The organism is Marinospirillum alkaliphilum DSM 21637, assembly GCF_900119735.1.
GTDB lineage: Bacteria > Pseudomonadota > Gammaproteobacteria > Pseudomonadales > Halomonadaceae > Marinospirillum > Marinospirillum alkaliphilum.
This window is the reverse complement of record NZ_FPJW01000001.1, coordinates 104,115-120,174: the sequence shown is the minus strand read 5'-3', so window position 1 is coordinate 120,174 and position 16,060 is coordinate 104,115. Positions and strand designations below refer to the sequence as shown.

At 55.9% G+C, this 16,060-nt stretch carries 14 protein-coding genes; 3 read left to right on the top strand and 11 right to left on the bottom strand.

Translation table 11 applies throughout. The features are described from left to right. Positions 1–270: 270 nt before the first annotated feature. Positions 271–1,302, top strand: a complete 1,032-nt coding sequence (locus tag BT114_RS00575; RefSeq protein WP_072324377.1) for a sulfate ABC transporter substrate-binding protein — start codon at positions 271–273, stop codon at positions 1,300–1,302. Positions 1,303–1,307: 5 nt separating this feature from the next. On the opposite strand, the gene BT114_RS00570 is transcribed toward BT114_RS00575, so the two are convergent. The 5 genes from BT114_RS00570 to BT114_RS00550 all read right to left on the bottom strand — a co-directional run bounded on the left by BT114_RS00570 (position 1,308) and on the right by BT114_RS00550 (position 6,609). Beyond that, positions 1,308–2,126, bottom strand: a complete 819-nt coding sequence (locus BT114_RS00570; RefSeq protein WP_072324376.1) for a sterol desaturase family protein — start codon at positions 2,124–2,126, stop codon at positions 1,308–1,310. Positions 2,127–2,137: 11 nt separating this feature from the next. Then, positions 2,138–3,103, bottom strand: coding sequence for an arsenosugar biosynthesis radical SAM (seleno)protein ArsS (gene arsS, locus BT114_RS00565; protein ID WP_072324375.1), 966 nt, complete (start codon positions 3,101–3,103; stop codon positions 2,138–2,140). A 72-nt stretch (positions 3,104–3,175) separates the two neighbouring features. Continuing rightward, positions 3,176–3,775: a TIGR04282 family arsenosugar biosynthesis glycosyltransferase gene (locus tag BT114_RS00560; RefSeq protein WP_072324374.1), complete on the bottom strand. Its 600-nt coding sequence runs from the start codon at positions 3,773–3,775 to the stop codon at positions 3,176–3,178. Further along, positions 3,775–4,452 carry a TIGR04283 family arsenosugar biosynthesis glycosyltransferase gene (locus BT114_RS00555; protein WP_072324373.1) on the bottom strand — a complete coding sequence of 226 codons (678 nt, stop codon included), beginning with the start codon at positions 4,450–4,452 and terminating at the stop codon, positions 3,775–3,777. Before BT114_RS00555 ends, BT114_RS00560 begins: the two co-directional genes overlap by 1 nt. Before the next feature lie 12 nt (positions 4,453–4,464). Next, positions 4,465–6,609 (bottom strand): FAD-dependent oxidoreductase, encoded by a 2,145-nt coding sequence (locus tag BT114_RS00550; RefSeq protein ID WP_072324842.1) that lies wholly within the window; start codon positions 6,607–6,609, stop codon positions 4,465–4,467. A 164-nt stretch (positions 6,610–6,773) separates the two neighbouring features. Between BT114_RS00550 and BT114_RS14855 the strand changes: the two genes are divergently transcribed. Next, positions 6,774–6,944: a hypothetical protein gene (locus BT114_RS14855; protein WP_425434759.1), complete on the top strand. Its 171-nt coding sequence runs from the start codon at positions 6,774–6,776 to the stop codon at positions 6,942–6,944. A 54-nt stretch (positions 6,945–6,998) separates the two neighbouring features. Beyond that, positions 6,999–7,841, top strand: coding sequence for a pyridoxamine 5'-phosphate oxidase family protein (locus BT114_RS00545; RefSeq protein ID WP_143142737.1), 843 nt, complete (start codon positions 6,999–7,001; stop codon positions 7,839–7,841). An 18-nt stretch (positions 7,842–7,859) separates the two neighbouring features. Here the strand turns inward: BT114_RS00545 and BT114_RS00540 are convergent, their stop codons facing one another. The 6 genes from BT114_RS00540 to BT114_RS00515 all read right to left on the bottom strand — a co-directional run bounded on the left by BT114_RS00540 (position 7,860) and on the right by BT114_RS00515 (position 15,939). Then, positions 7,860–8,789, bottom strand: coding sequence for a pirin family protein (locus BT114_RS00540; protein ID WP_072324371.1), 930 nt, complete (start codon positions 8,787–8,789; stop codon positions 7,860–7,862). A 183-nt stretch (positions 8,790–8,972) separates the two neighbouring features. Next, positions 8,973–10,151, bottom strand: coding sequence for a 2-methylaconitate cis-trans isomerase PrpF (prpF, locus tag BT114_RS00535; RefSeq protein ID WP_072324370.1), 1,179 nt, complete (start codon positions 10,149–10,151; stop codon positions 8,973–8,975). Between the two features lie 228 nt (positions 10,152–10,379). Next, positions 10,380–12,980 (bottom strand): Fe/S-dependent 2-methylisocitrate dehydratase AcnD, encoded by a 2,601-nt coding sequence (gene acnD, locus BT114_RS00530; RefSeq protein WP_072324369.1) that lies wholly within the window; start codon positions 12,978–12,980, stop codon positions 10,380–10,382. A gap of 107 nt (positions 12,981–13,087) precedes the next feature. Further along, positions 13,088–14,242, bottom strand: a complete 1,155-nt coding sequence (gene prpC / locus BT114_RS00525) for a bifunctional 2-methylcitrate synthase/citrate synthase (protein ID WP_072324368.1) — start codon at positions 14,240–14,242, stop codon at positions 13,088–13,090. 30 nt (positions 14,243–14,272) lie between these two features. Beyond that, positions 14,273–15,166, bottom strand: a complete 894-nt coding sequence (gene prpB, locus BT114_RS00520) for a methylisocitrate lyase (protein ID WP_072324367.1) — start codon at positions 15,164–15,166, stop codon at positions 14,273–14,275. Next, positions 15,163–15,939 carry a GntR family transcriptional regulator gene (locus tag BT114_RS00515; RefSeq protein WP_084661828.1) on the bottom strand — a complete coding sequence of 259 codons (777 nt, stop codon included), beginning with the start codon at positions 15,937–15,939 and terminating at the stop codon, positions 15,163–15,165. Before BT114_RS00515 ends, prpB begins: the two co-directional genes overlap by 4 nt. Positions 15,940–16,060: the final 121 nt, after the last annotated feature.

Below are 16,060 nucleotides of genomic sequence, written 5' to 3'. Positions count from 1 at the left end.
GCTCCTGAAAAACGGTTGAAGGCGTAACAGATGGCAAGCAACAGCAACACATTCGTAGGTTTTTCATGGCAAGCACTCACTCTGTTCTTTTCGGTTTGGTCAATTTAATGTGATTACTTATGAAACCCAACCAAGAAAAACTGCACTGCATATTCCACAATCTGCTATCGCTACAGATTTTTATTCTTTTTCTGTTGATTGCCTTTTCCTTTAATCTGCCAGCCAACTGTTTGATCCAGACGATCCAGATTGAATGCTGCGGAGCCGGAAATGCTGTCCACCCTGTCCTTGTTGATTCGCTTTTTGTTTGCCACCACCCTTGCCTTGCTGTTACTGGTCAGTCTGTCTGCGGAAGCCCGCAGCATTACGCTGATGAATGTGTCTTATGATCCCACCCGCGAGTTTTACCGGGATTACAATGAGCAGTTTGCCCGGTGGTGGCAGCAGCAAACCGGACAACGGGTGAACTTTCGCCTGTCCAACGGGGGTTCAGGTACCCAGGCACGTTCACTGACCGAAGGCTTGCCCGCTGATGTGGCCACGCTGGCGCTGGCTTATGACATCGACCAATTGCATGAACGCAGCCAATTGATTCCCGCCGACTGGCAACAACGCCTGCCCTACAACAGCGCCCCTTATACCTCCACCGTGGTGTTTCTGGTTCGATCCGGCAACCCCAAAGGCATTCAGGACTGGGATGATCTGATTCGTGATGATGTGCAGGTGATCACACCCAACCCCAAAACCTCCGGTGGTGCCCGCTGGAACTATCTGGCTGCCTGGGCTTATGCCGAAAGAAAATACGGCAACAAAGAGCAGGCGCGGAATTTTGTACAGCAGCTTTTTGCTCGTGTGCCAGTGCTGGACCCAGGTGCGCGTGGTGCCACCAATAGTTTTGTACAGCGTGGATTGGGGGATGTGTTTCTGGCCTGGGAAAATGAGGCTTTTCTGGCGATGGAAAAACTGGCACCCGGCCAGTTCGAGATTGTTTTACCTTCACTGAGTATTCTGGCTGAACCCCCAGTGACTGTGATTGATGCCAACGTGGATCGACGCGGCACGCGTACTGTAGCCGAAGCCTATCTGGAACACCTTTACTCCGATGAAGCGCAACGGCTGATTGCCCAGCATTATTACCGCCCGGCCAACCCCGTCATCGCCGCTGAATTCAGTGATCGTTTTCCGGCGCTGCAGCTGGTAACGGTGGATGAGTTTTTTGGTGGCTGGCAACAGGCGCAGGCAGATCACTTCAGTCATGGTGGTGTGCTTGACCAGCTACTGCAGCAACTCAACCGGCGCTGAAAGCCTTAGGGCTTTTCAGACTCCGCAGCAGGTTTTGGCAAAGGCCGAAAAGGCATCAGCAGTAGCCTGATCAAGCCCACCTGCTGGGGTTGCTGGCAGTAGTCCAGTCCCAGCACCATCTGCAGATGACCATCCCGAGGTGCCTGAGTATAGGTGCCGAACAGCCGGTCCCAGATCGACAGGAAAAAACCGAAGTTGCTGTCGGTTTCATCCCGGTGGATGGAATGGTGAATCCGGTGCATGTCCGGGGTGATGATCAACCAGCGCAGCATACGCTCCAGTTGTGCTGACAAGCGGATATTGGCATGGCTGAACATGGATGCTGCATTCAGCAGGGCTTCAAACACCAGCACGGTCAGGGGGTGCAACCCCAGCGCAGCCACCACGGCCACCTTGTAGATCAGCGATACCAGGATTTCCAGCGGGTGAAAACGCAGGCCGGTGGTGACATCCAGATCCAGATCAGCATGATGCACCTGATGCAGTCGCCAGAAGATCGGCAGGGCATGAGACAACACATGCTGCAGGTAGATGGCCAGATCCAGCAGCAACAAACCGATCAGGAACTTCAGCCACACCGGCAGCTCAACCAGATTCAGCAATCCCCAGCCCTGTTGCTGCACATGCACAGCCATCAGGATGGCTGCGGCACCCAGCGTCAGGCGCAGGATCACCACATTCAAGGCAATCAGGCTGAGGTTAATGCCCCAGCGCCGGGTTCTGGATTCACGCCAGCCGCGTTTGGGTCGCCAGAATTCCAGGCTGGCCACCAGCAACAGCGCCAGCAGAAAAACACCACCACGCCACCAGGCTTCGTCAGTCATGCTGCACTCCTTTAACCGGTCAACGCACCACCACAGCTGCTGCCTTGCCCGGCAGTGCAACCATAACAATGATCAGCCACACGGATGGGTCGACCATTCAGTTCTACATCCAGCAACTCCTGCAGATGCACGGGTTGCCTCGCGTCTCCCAGCGGCAACTGCAGTTGCTGATTGAAGTCACAATCATGCACCTGCCCCAGATGATCCACCGACAGGGTATTCAGGCACATCAAACCCGGCAGGGTGGCGGCGTTGAAGCTGCTTTTTAACAACTGCATGTAGGGCTCAAACTGGCCTTTGCTGATCAGGGTGCTGCCAAAACGCTGGATCGGCATATTGGCCAGAGTCAGCAGATGATTGAATTGAATACCAAAATGAGCTTGCAGCTGTTCCTTGTAGGCCGTCTCCAGTGATTGCTGTGACGGCGGCAGGCTGGGACCCAGTGGGTTGTAAACCAGATGCAACTCCAGCCCTGCTCCCGGTTGACCATAACCCAGCGCATTTAACTGCTTCAGCCCACGGATGCTGGCTTCAAAAACACCATCACCCCGCTGGGCATTGACGTTTTCTGCTGAGTAACAGGGTAAGGATGCAACCACCTGCACCTGCTGTTCAGCCAGAAATGCCGCCGTATCTTCCTGCCCCGGCTCACTTAAAATGGTCAGGTTGCAACGATCCAGCACCGTCACATTGCGTTTGCGCGCTTCACTGACCAGCCAGCGAAATTCCGGGTGCAGTTCTGGTGCGCCACCGGTGATGTCCAGGGTGTGAATGGACGGGTGTTGATCCAGCATCTGCAACAGCAGCTCCAGGGTTGCATGGCTCATGGCTTCCTTGCGTTTGGGGCTGGAAGCCACATGGCAGTGGAAGCAGGACTGGTTGCAGGTCAGGGTGATGTTGGCCTGCAACACTTCCAGCCGGCTGCGCTGCAGGGCCGGAAAGTCCGTGGCAATCAAACGGGGCAAGGTGGCATGCATGGTTTTTCCTCAAAATTGGTCGATTCAGAAAACAGCTTCAGATCAGGCTTGGTCGCCACACCGGACAAAATCTTACACATCCAGGCGCAACAGGTCTTCCGGTCGATCCACGTCCCACAGGCTGGCGGGTTCCACCCAGCGCAGCTGTTGTTGCTGCAAGCGCTGACGAGTTTGCAGCATCACCTGATCCGTACCCCAGTCCACCTCAACAAACAGTGCACGGCAGGGTGATTGCAGCCCCACCAGTACATAACCGCCGTCTTCGGCAGGCACAAACACAGCGGCATGATTCTTCAGGTGATCGGCACAGTCTTGCAGCAGATCCACCGTCAGCGCCGGGCAGTCACTGCCGATCAGCAGGGTCGGTTGCCCGGTATGAACAAACACCTGATGCATGCGCTCGCCCAGATCACCTGTGACTTGTTCTTGCCACTGCAGTTGCGGAAAACGCTCGGCCAGCTGTTGAAAAAAAGCATGGTTTGCCGCTCCTGCTGTCCATAAGGTCACCACTGCATCCGGCAGCTTCAGTGCCGTGTTGACACAATACTCCACCAGTCGCGCGTGAAGTGCGGCCGCACCCTCAGCACCGAGTGTCGGAATCAGGCGGGTTTTGCATTGTCCCGGTACCGGTGCGCGCGCCAGAATAGCCAGTTGCAATACTGAGTCCTGCATTATTGATACTCCCGCGCCAGCTGCTCTGCCGCAACACCTCGCCAGTAACACCAGCGCAAACGCCACATCAAAACCACAGTGGACCAGAAGCCGCGTTGATCCCAGCGTCGCCCCGAGGTAATCACTCGTTGAGACAGACAAAGCGGTCGGCAAATCTTTTTCAGGCGTCTGGACAGTTCGATGTCTTCCATCAGGGGTTGTTCCACAAAACCTTGCACCGCATCAAACAGGCAGCGATGCACAAACATCAGTTGATCCCCGGTGGCTATACCGGTCAGGCAGGAGCGCAGATTCATCATTCGTGCCACCAGCCACAACAGGGGGTGTTTACCTTGAATGCACACATCAAACCGCCCCCAGCAAGCCTTGTCCCGTTCAGTCAATGCCAGCAAAGCCTGCTGTGAAGCCGCTGTCAGGCGGGTATCCGCATGCAGGAAAAACAACCACTCACCACGAGCTGCCGCCGCACCTCGATTCATCTGTATGGCACGTCCGGCCGGTGATTCGAGTAACTGATCCACCAACCCTGTTGCCAGACTGCAACTGGCATCACTGCTGCCACCATCCACCAGCACCAGCTCCACTCCCTGACCCCGTAAGGGTTGAAGTGCTTTCAGCAGTTCAGTCAACTGATCAGCCTCATTCAACACCGGTATAACCACACTGGCCTTGCTCAAACCGTTCTCCTCCTATAACCGCCATTGATGGTATTTTTTCAACCAGCGCAGCACGCCTTCCGGTGCATGGGCTTTTTTCCAGTGACCGGCAGCAAATTTGTTGGCTTCTGTCATGGTGGGGTAGATGTGAATGGTGCCCAGCAGCTGGTTCATGCCAAGGCCATGCTTCATCGCCAGTACAAATTCCGCGATCAGATCTCCGGCATGAGGCCCGACCAGAGTCACACCGAGGATCTTGTCCTTGCCCGGTACTGTCAGCACTTTCACAAAACCGTAAGCCTGCCCATCCGCCAGCGCTCGATCCAGATCATCAATGCCATAGGTGGTCGCTTCATATTGAATGCCTTGTTCTCTGGCATCCTGCTCATTCAGTCCCACACGCGCCACTTCCGGGTCGGTGAAGGTGGCCCAGGGTAAAAAAGAATAATCCACGGCAAAACGTTTGAACTGACCAAACAGGGCATTCACGGAGGCGTGCCAGGCCTGATGGGAGGCTGCATGAGTGAACTGGTAAGGGCCCACCAGATCACCACAGGCATAAATATTAGGGTAGAGGGTTTGCAGGTAGGTGTTGGTATCCAGGGTTTTACCGGAATCCGGCAACAATCCCAGTTCTTCAAGACCATAACCTGTCAGGCGCGGTTTGCGACCCACCGCCACCAGCAGGCGGTCGAAGGGTAGCTGTACTTCTTCACCGGCCTTGTCACTCGCCACCAGCCAGCGTTGCTTGCCGTCCACTTCAATCCGCAAGGCCTGATGTTCCAGTCGCAGATCCACCCCTTCATCACGAAAGTACTGCATCACCAGCTGGCTGGCATCCTGATCTTCACGCGGCAGAATGCGTGCCCCCCGCTCCACCTGAGTCACCTGTGAACCCAGCCGCTGAAAGGCCTGCGCCAACTCACAGCCAATGGGCCCACCACCCAGTACCAGTAAGCGTTCAGGGCGTTCCCGCAACTGCCAGAGGTTGTCGGATGTCAGATAATCCACCTGCTCCAGACCGGGCAGATCCGGCACCAGCGGTTCAGCACCGGTGGCCAGTACAATGCTGCGTGCCGTGACCCGCTGGATTTCACCTGTGTTCAAGGTGATTTCCACTTCCCAGGGTGACAGCAAGCGTGCTGTACCCTGACGCACATCCACCCCCAATCCGGTGAAACGCTCAACAGAATCATGGGGTTCTATCGCCTTGATCACCGAGTGAATACGATCCATCACTGCGGCAAAATCAACTTCAGGCGGCTGTTTTTCAAGGCCAAAATGATCGGCATGGCGCATCTCATGGGCAAGCCTTGCCGAGCGAATCAAGGCTTTGGAAGGCACACAACCGGTGTTCAGGCAGTCACCGCCCATCTGGTGTTTTTCCACCAGAATCACCCTGGCTTTCACTGCAGCAGCAATGTAAGCCGACACCAGTCCACCACTGCCCGCACCAATCACCAGCAGGTTGGCATCAAAGTGTTGAGGTTTTTTCCAGCGACCCAGTGCCTGACGACTTTTGAACACACTCAGCCCCTTGCGGGCCAGCAATGGAAACACCCCCAGCAGGGCAAAAGCACCCAGCAACTGAATCGACAGGATATCGGCAGGCGACTGGAGTTGTGCCAGCTGGGTTCCGGCGTTCACATAAACAGCAGTGCCCAGCAACATACCCAGCTGACTGACCCACCAGAAGGTCCACACCTTCATACGGGTCAATCCCATGACCAGATTGATGACAAAAAAGGGAAAAGCAGGCACCAGACGCAGGGCAAACAGATAAAAAGCCCCTTCGCGTTCAATACCGGCATCCAGTTTTTGCATGGTTTTGCTGAAGCGAGTCTTGACCCAGTCTCGCAGCAGAAAACGGGATACCAGCATCGCCAGTGTGGCGCCCAGCGTTGAAGCAAAAGAAACCAGCAACAACCCCCAGCCCAGCCCAAAAATTGCACCACCGGCCAGGGTCATCAGCGCTGCACCCGGCAGTGACAAGGCCGTGATTCCCACATACACCAACAAGTAGAAGCCACTGACCAGCAAGGGCTGTGCATCACGCCAGGCCAGCAACTCGGCCTGTTGACGCTTCAGATTCTCGAAAGTCAGTGCGTCCAGCCAGCCCAGTTGCCAGATCAATAGCACCAGCAGTACAAGAAAGGACAAAAAAACCAGTTTTTTCAGCACAGTCTGTTTCCTCGGATAAGCGGCTTGAATACTGGTCTGTCGCTGCCATCAGGAATTTCTTACACGCCATCCCAATTCATTCACTTGATGATCTGTTTCCCTTATTTTGCATCAATCCGTCATGAACAGCCTGTAGAATGATTCATTTTGGCGGAAAACTGATGAATCAATCTGCTTCCTTTCTATCGACCCTGCTGATTTTCCTGCGCCTGGGGTTAACCTCTTTTGGTGGCCCGGTGGCCCATCTGGCGTTTTCCGGCACGAGTTTGTGGAGCGCCGCCGCTGGTTGTCGGGTGGGCTGGGTTTGGTTTAAGCCTTGCCACCCGTTATAAAAAAGCCGCTAGAATGTAAGTCACACTCTACCTATGCTGATTCCGGAGCCTGCCATGCTGTTATCCCTGTCCGATGCCATCCATGACCCGGTGATCACCGTGGTTGCCAGTTATGCCGGGGACGATGCGGCAGACCCAACCACTGCTCCGATTCAACTGCACATCGGGCAGGTGTGGTTTGATGAGGATTTCCGACTGAGGTTATGGCTGCCGGAAGGCCATGATTTTCGGGCAGGAGACCTGCTGACCCTGCATCTGGATAACCGCACCGGTGTGGACAGTTATGATGCTGAGCTGCGGGTTTACCGTACTTCCTACAAGGGACAGCTGTTGCAGCGGCTGAGTGACAACCGGCTGCTGGTGGAGTGTCGTGATTTCAGTCTGGTGCATGGTATCAGTGAAGTGCTGGCTCACCGTGCACCCGGTTATGCCTTCCCGGCAGATGAACGCCCGCTGCAGCCACTGCCGATCACCCCGCTGACCGCACTGCCACAACTGGACCCGGATCAGCGCGACAACAAGATCGGTGTGCTGGTGACCCGCACTGCAGAGCAACCCCACACCACGGTGATGGCGTTTTTATCCACCCGGGATGATGACATTTTCATCATTTCCTTTCCCTCAACCTTCAAGGTTCAGCAGTTGCAGCGTAATCCTTCCTGCTGTTTTGCCATTGATGAACGCGCCAACTTCACCTTCGACAAGGCGATTCAGTGGAACTACACCCTGATTGATGCCATAGCGCATGAAGTACCGGTGGATCACCCGATTTATGAACCGGTGAAAAATGCCTTCATCGAAAAGAACCCCTGGGAAGTGGCCTTTTTTGATGACCCCAACGTACGCCTCTATCACCTGCAATGCCAAACCAGCTTCTGCCCGGCGCGCAAGGGCTGAAATCAACCGGTATCCAGATCAGGATGATGGGGCTGCGGGCAGAGGAATAAACTCCAGCTCATCACCTGCCACCAGCGGGAAACGCCCGTCTTGCCAGTCTGCCTTGGCCTGTTCAATCCGCTCCTTGCGTGATGAAACAAAATTCCACTCAATAAATCGATGTCCTACCGGATCACCACCAATCAGGGCAATGCGACTGGCCTCCAGCGCCTCCAGTGTGATATCCGGTTGTTCGGAACAAACCGCCAGTGAATGAGCTGTCAGTTCATTGTCATCCACCTTCACCCGACCCTGAACCACATAAACGGCCCGTTCACGGGCTTGTGGCAACACCAGTTGCTGACCCTTTTTTAAAGCTGCCTCCACATAAAGCGTAGTGGCAAAGGTCTGCACTGGAGAGGTCACACCATAAGCACTGCCAATCATGACGCGAACCGCCACACCCTGCACATCCAGGGCAGGAAGGGTTGCCGCTGGGTAATGGAAAAAGGCCGGTTCGGTTTCTTCATCCTGCTCCGGCAATGCCAGCCACAGCTGCAAGCCATGCAGGTGATGTGGTTGCTGAGTGGTTTCCGGTCGCTCCCGCTCGGAATGTGTGATGCCCTTCCCGGCCACCATCAGGTTGATATCGCCCGGCTGAATGGTTTGCAAGCTGCCGACTGAATCCCGATGCAGCACCTCACCTTCAAACAGGTAGGTCACCGTGGCAATACCGATGTGAGGATGAGGTCGCACATTGATGCCCTGACCGGCAGCAAAATCTGCCGGCCCCATTTCATCAAAAAAGATCCACGGCCCCACCATTTTGCGCTGGGCTCTGGGTAACAGCCGCCGCACGGAAAAACCACCCAGGTCAGCCACTCGAGGCTGCAGGATCAGTGCAACGGCCGGGCAGGGTTTACTGATATGTTCACCGTCTTGTTGCACCGGGTTCAGACTATTGCTCATGGCATGCTCCACAACTGGTTGACCTGATGGAATCACTATAGCAGCCAGGCCTGCCGTTCACCGCACACTCAGCGAGTGACTTACCGGGCGAAGTGGAAACAGCCATAAAAAAACCGCCTGACACTTCAGTGTCAGGCGGTTTTCATTGCCAGCTTTCAACTGGGCATATCAACAAAACAAGGCTTAGAAACTATCACCGGGAATGCGCACCCAGCCTTCCATCAGTACCCGCGCACTGCGGCTCATCACCGCTTTGGTGGCGGTCCATTCACCGTCCACCAATGCAGCCGCGGCACCGACGCGCAGGGTGCCGGAAGGATGACCGAAGGTCACGGCATCCCGCTCTCCGCCACCGGCAGCCAGGTTCACCAGTGTGCCGGGCACAGCGGCGGCCGTGGCAATCGCCACAGAAGCCGTTCCCATCATGGCGTGATGCAGCTTGCCCATGGAGAGCGCACGAACACAAAGGTCAATGTCACCGGCTTGCAGGTTTTTACCACTGGAGGTGACATAGTCTGTGGCCGGGGCAACAAAGGCGATCTTGGGGGTGTGCTGACGGGCAGCGGCTTCGGAGATATCCTTGATCAGACCCATCTTCACCGCGCCGTAAGCACGCATGGTTTCAAATTTTGCCAGCGCCTCGGCATCCGAGTTGATGTCCTTCTGCAGCTCGGTACCGGTGTAACCGATATCAGCGGCATTGACAAAAATGGTCGGAATACCGGAGTTGATCATGGTGGCTTTGAAGGTACCGATGCCAGGCACTTCCAGCTCATCCACTACATTGCCGGTGGGGAACATCGAGCCTTCACCATCGGCGGGGTCCATGAACTCGATCACCACCTCGGCGGCCGGGAAGGTCACGCCATCCAACTCAAAGTCACCCGTCTCCTGAACTTCGCCATTGGTGATGGGCACATGGGCAATGATGGTTTTACCGATGTTCTTCTGCCAGATACGCACGGTGCAGATGCCGTTTTCCGGAATGCGTGAAGCATCCACCAACCCCTTGCTGATGGCAAAGGCACCCACGGCACCGGTGAGGTTACCGCAGTTACCGGACCAGTCGACAAAGGCTTTATTGATGGCGACCTGACCAAACAGGTAATCCACGTCGTGATCCGGCTGTTCACTTTTGGCCAGAATCACGGTTTTGGAAGTGCTGGAGGTGGCACCACCCATGCCGTCAATCTGCTGACCATAAGGATCAGGACTGCCGATCACCCGCTGCAGAATCTTGTCACGCGCTTCGCCCGGCACCTGCGCCACTTCGGGCAGGTCGGTCAGGCTGAAAAACACACCCTTGGAAGTACCGCCACGCATATAGGTGGCGGGGATTTTAATCTGGGGAACACTGGACATCATTAGGCTCCTTAAAAAAAGTAACCGCGCCAGAAAACCAGCGCGGGATGGGTGCGGGGACGTTTCTGGGCGGACCGCCTGTTGCCATGGTCGCAATACTGCTCCTGCGTTTGCGACATTTCTGCCATCCATGGCAGTCAGATGCAACAGCGAGCCCCCAGGGAAGGGTTCACGGCGTGTCCGAACAGACATGCCCCGTACCCAGCTCAAAAATCAGAGCAGGGTGATTTAAACACTACCTTCCAGGAAATCCTGGGCGAAGCGTTGTAATACACCACCGGCTTTGTAAACGCGGACTTCAGCAGCGGTATCCAGACGGCAGAGCATGGGGACTTTGACCTGTTCACCATTCTTGCGATTGATGACCAGGGTCATGGTGCCACGGGGTGCCAGCTCGCCTTCAACGTCGTAGGTTTCAGTACCGTCCAGACCCAGAGTCTTGCGGGTGGTGCCAGCTTCAAACTGCAGCGGCAGCACACCCATACCGATCAGGTTGGTGCGGTGAATGCGCTCAAAACCTTCGGCAGCAATCACTTCCACACCCGCCAGACGTACACCCTTGGCTGCCCAGTCACGGGAAGAGCCCTGACCATAATCCGCACCGGCCACAATAATCAGCGGTTGTTTGCGTTCCATGTAGGTTTCAATCGCTTCCCACATGCGCATGACCTTGCCTTCCGGTTCCACCCGAGCCAGTGAACCCTGTTTTACCTTGCCATCCACTACGGCCATTTCGTTGATCAGCTTCGGGTTGGCGAAGGTGGCACGCTGAGCAGTCAGGTGATCACCACGGTGAGTGGCGTAAGAGTTGAAGTCTTCTTCCGGCACGCCCATCTTGTGCAGGTATTCACCGGCGGCAGAGTCCATCATGATGGCGTTGGACGGTGACAGGTGGTCGGTGGTGATGTTGTCCGGCAGGATGGCCAGCGGACGCATGCCTTTCATGGTGCGCTCACCGGCCAGAGCACCTTCCCAGTAAGGCGGACGACGGATGTAGGTGGACATCGGACGCCAGTCATACAGCGGGCTCTTGGCAGCTTCACCCTTGTCCAGATCAAACATCGGGATGTAGATCTGCTTGAACTGCTCAGGCTTCACGCTGGTTTTTACCAGTGCATCAATTTCTTCATCCGATGGCCAGATGTCCTTCAGTGTCACTGGCTTGCCATTCTTGTCGATGCCCAGCACATCTTTTTCGATATCAAAACGGATGGTACCAGCAATGGCGTAGGCCACCACCAGCGGCGGTGATGCCAGGAAGGCCTGCTTGGCGTAGGGGTGAATGCGGCCATCAAAGTTACGGTTACCGGACAGCACCGCCGTGGCGTACAGGTCACGGTCGATGATTTCCTGCTGGATTTTCGGGTCCAGTGCACCGGACATGCCGTTGCAGGTGGTGCAGGCATAAGCCACGATACCAAAACCGAGTTTTTCCAGTTCAGGCAGCAGACCGGCTTCTTCCAGGTACAGGCGGGCGACTTTGGAGCCAGGCGCAAAGGAAGATTTAACCCAGGGCTTGCGGACCAGACCCAGTTCGTTGGCTTTTTTCGCCAGCAGACCGGCCGCTACCACGTTGCGCGGGTTGGAGGTGTTGGTACAGGAGGTGATGGCCGCAATGATCACTGCGCCATCGGGCATCAGGCCCTGTTCTTCCTGCTTGCGTGCTGCGTCCAGGTTACCGGCAATGCCTTTGGCCGCCAGGTCACTGGTGGAGACACGGGCATGCGGGTTGGAAGGACCGGCCATGGTGCGAACCACGCTGGACAGGTCAAACTTCAATACGCGTGGGTACTGGGCCTTGCTCAGGCTGTCGGCCCACAGGCCTGTGGTTTTGGCGTAGTTTTCCACCAGTGCCACCTGTTCCGGCTCACGACCGGTCAGCTTCAGGTAGTCAATGGTCTGTTCATCAATGTAGAACATGCCTGCTGTTGCACCGTATTCCGGTGTCATGTTGGCGATGGTGGCGCGGTCACCGATGGACAGGCTGGAAGCGCCTTCACCGAAGAACTCCAGATAAGCACCGACGACTCGCTCCTTGCGCAGGAATTCGGTCAGGGCCAGGACGATATCCGTGGCAGTGATGCCGGGCTGACGCTTGCCCACCAGCTCCACACCAACGATGTCCGGCAGGCGCATCATGGAAGGCAGACCCAGCATCACGGTTTCGGCTTCCAGACCACCGACACCGATGGCAATCACACCCAGTGCATCCACGTGCGGGGTGTGGGAGTCCGTACCGACACAGGTATCGGGGAAAGCCACACCATCACGCGCCTGAATCACCGGAGACATCTTCTCCAGGTTGATCTGGTGCATGATGCCGTTACCGGCAGGAATCACGTCGACGTTTTTGAATGCGGTTTTGGTCCACTCGATGAAGTGGAAACGGTCTTCGTTACGACGGTCTTCAATGGCACGGTTCTTTTCAAAGGCATCCGGATCAAAACCGGGCGCTTCCACAGCCAGCGAGTGGTCAACAATCAGCTGGGTGGGTACCACCGGGTTGACCTTGGATGGATCACCGCCTTTTTCAGCGATGGCATCACGCAGACCGGCCAGATCCACCAGAGCGGTCTGACCCAGAATGTCGTGGCACACCACGCGGGCGGGATACCAGGGGAAGTCCAGCTCCTGCTTGCGCTCGATCAGCTGTTTCAGCGCATCGGTCAGGTCTTCGGGTTCACAGCGGCGCACCAGCTGTTCGGCCAGTACACGGGAGGTGTAAGGCAGGGTTTCATAAGCACCGGGCTGGATGGCTTCAACCGCCGCACGGGTGTCGAAGTAGTCAAGGCTGGTACCGGGAAGGGGTTTGCGGAATTCTGTATTCATGGCAGCTCATCATCAGGCAAAGGGGATCAGCAACAACAGCATCTAAAGCTGAAAAAGCAGTGAGTGGCGACAAACTGGCAAGTGTGACCGCCACCCACTGAAACCGTTTAACTGCGCGCGTTGATCGGCGGCACCGGACGGCAGTCTTCACCCACATAGTTGGCGCTGGGACGGATGATTTTGCCGTCGATGCGCTGTTCAATGGCGTGGGCGCTCCAGCCGGAGGTGCGGGAGATCACAAACAGCGGGGTGAACATGTCAGTCGGTACACCCATCATGTGGTAGCTCACCGCAGAGAACCAGTCGAGGTTGGGGAACATCTTCTTGATTTCCCACATGGTCGACTCCAGACGCTCAGCAATGTCGTACATCTTGGTGTTCTGCTGTTCTTCTGACAGTTCTTTGGCGACCTTTTTGATCACCACGTTGCGGGGATCAGAGACGGTGTAAACCGGGTGACCAAAACCGATCACCACTTCTTTACGACCCACACGCTCGCGGATATCGGCTTCAGCCTGGTCCGGGTTGTCGTAGCGCTTCTGGATTTCAAAAGCCACTTCGTTGGCACCACCGTGTTTCGGACCACGCAGGGCACCAATGGCACCGGCAATGCAGCTGTAGAAGTCAGAACCGGTACCGGCAATCACACGGCTGGTGAAGGTGGAGGCATTGAACTCATGCTCTGCATACAGAATCAGCGAGGTGTGCATGGCACGAACCCAGGATTCACGCGGCTTTTCGCCGTGCAGCAGGTGCAGGAAGTGACCACCGATGGAGTCATCATCGGTTTCCACATCAATGCGCTTGCCGTTGTAAGCAAAGTGGTACCAGTAGAGCAGCATGGAACCCTGGCAGGCCATCAGCTTGTCAGCGATATCACGGGCATCCGGGTGGTTGTGATCGTCCTTCTCAGGCTTGACACAACCCAGCACTGAGACACCGGTACGCATCACATCCATCGGATGGGCAGAAGGCGGCAGTTGTTCCAGTGCCACTTTCACCGCAGCTGGCAGGCCACGCAGGGCTTTTAGTTTGGTTTTATAAGCGGTCAGTTCAGCCTGGGTCGGCAGCTTGCCGTGCACCAGCAGGTAAGCCACTTCTTCAAATTCACACTGCTCAGCCAGGTCCAGAATGTTGTAACCCCGGTAGTGCAGCTCGTTACCGTTACGACCCACAGTACACAGTTCGGTATTACCGGCAGCAGTGCCAGACAGGGCAACAGACTTCTTCGGCTTGGGCAGGTTTGAGTTGTTCTCGGACATCGGATACTCCTCGTTATTCTTCGACGACTTTTATTTGTTCTTACCCTGGGCAAACAGCTGGTCCAGCTTCTGCTCAAAGTCGTGGTAGTTCAGGAAATCGTAAAGTTCCATGCGGGTTTGCATGGTATCCACCACCGCCTTCTGGTCACCGTCATCCAGCAGGTGCTGGAATACATTCAGGGCAGCCTTGTTGGCGGCACGGAAGGCGGACAGGGGGTAAAGCACCATGGTGGCACCGTTTTCTGCCAGCTCTTTTTTGTTGAACAGTGGCGTGGCACCGAATTCGGTGATGTTGGCCAGCAGGTGAGCACCCTTGATGCCGTCAGCAAAGGCCTTGTAGTCTTCCAGGGTGTGTACGGCTTCAGCAAAGATACCGTCAGCACCGGCTTCCAGACAGGCCTGGGCACGTTCAACGGCAGCATTCAGACCTTCCATCTGGAAGGCATCAGTACGGGCAATGATAAAGAAGTCGTCATCGGTACGGGCATCCACGGCAGCCTTCACGCGATCCACCATCTCCTGCAGGGAAACGATTTCCTTGTTGGGACGGTGACCACAACGCTTCTGCTGCACCTGATCTTCCAGGTGCACAGCTGCTGCACCGGCCTTGATCATCTCTTTCACGGCACGCGCCATGTTAAAGGCACCACCCCAACCGGTGTCGATATCCACCAGCAGCGGGGTTTCCACGGCGCTGGTGATGCGGCGCACGTCTTCCAGTACGTCATTCATGCTGGTCATGCCCAGATCCGGCAGACCATAAGAGGCATTGGCAACACCACCACCGGACAGGTAAATGGCCTGATGACCCACGCGGGTCGCCATCATGGCGTGGTAGGCATTGATGGTGCCAACAATCTGCAGCGGGTTGTTGTCTTTCAGGGCCTTGCGAAAACGGCCACCAGCGGTCAGTTTCTGGGTCATGTCTGCTTCCTCTTGTTCAAAATCCGGTTTTCAGGGGTGGTTTGTCCGGCGGCTTCCCGCAGGCGCTGTTCAACGTTGTCGCGTGAGGCACGGATGTGCCGACGCATCAGCATTTCAGCCAGTTCCTCATCGCGCTGCTCAATGGCATCCACGATGCGGTGGTGTTCGGTGAAGGCACGTTGTGGGCGGCCACTGGTGGCACTGAAGCGGTAACGGTACATGCGTACCAGGTAGTAGAGCTCACCACACAACAATTCCATCAGCTTTTTGTTGCCGCTGCCCAGCACAATGCGATAGTGGAAATCCAGATCGCCTTCTTTCTGGTAATAGGCAATGTTTTCCTGCAGCTCAGCTTGTTGTTCGTGTTTTTGCAGCAACGCCTTGAGGCTGTCGATTTCAACCTGCGGCATCTGCCGGGCTGCCAGGCGACAAGCCATTCCTTCCATGGCTTCACGCACTTCATAAAGCTCCAGCAGCTCTTCCAGCGACAGGGATACCACACGAGCACCGATATGAGGAATACGCGTAACCAGGTGCCGACCTTCCAGCCGCCGCATGGCTTCCCGCAAGGGACCACGAGAGATGCCATACTGTTTGGCCAGACCTGGCTCAGTGATTTTGGTGCCGGGTGCAATGCTGCCGGTGACAATGGCATCCTGAATTTCTTCAAACACCCGATCCGCCAGGGTGCGCCCATCCACGGGCTCACTTTGCAGCTCTGCAGTGGAATCCAGTGCAGATAACTGCTCATCAAGGTCGGAATCGTTTATCATTTTGGCCTGACGGTTCACATGTGCACTCTTGCAGGTTTATTACTGGTGCAGGTTTATTACTGGGCTCAACATTGCACAGACCCAACATTGTCGACAATCTTTGATTGATTCAGCACTGTAG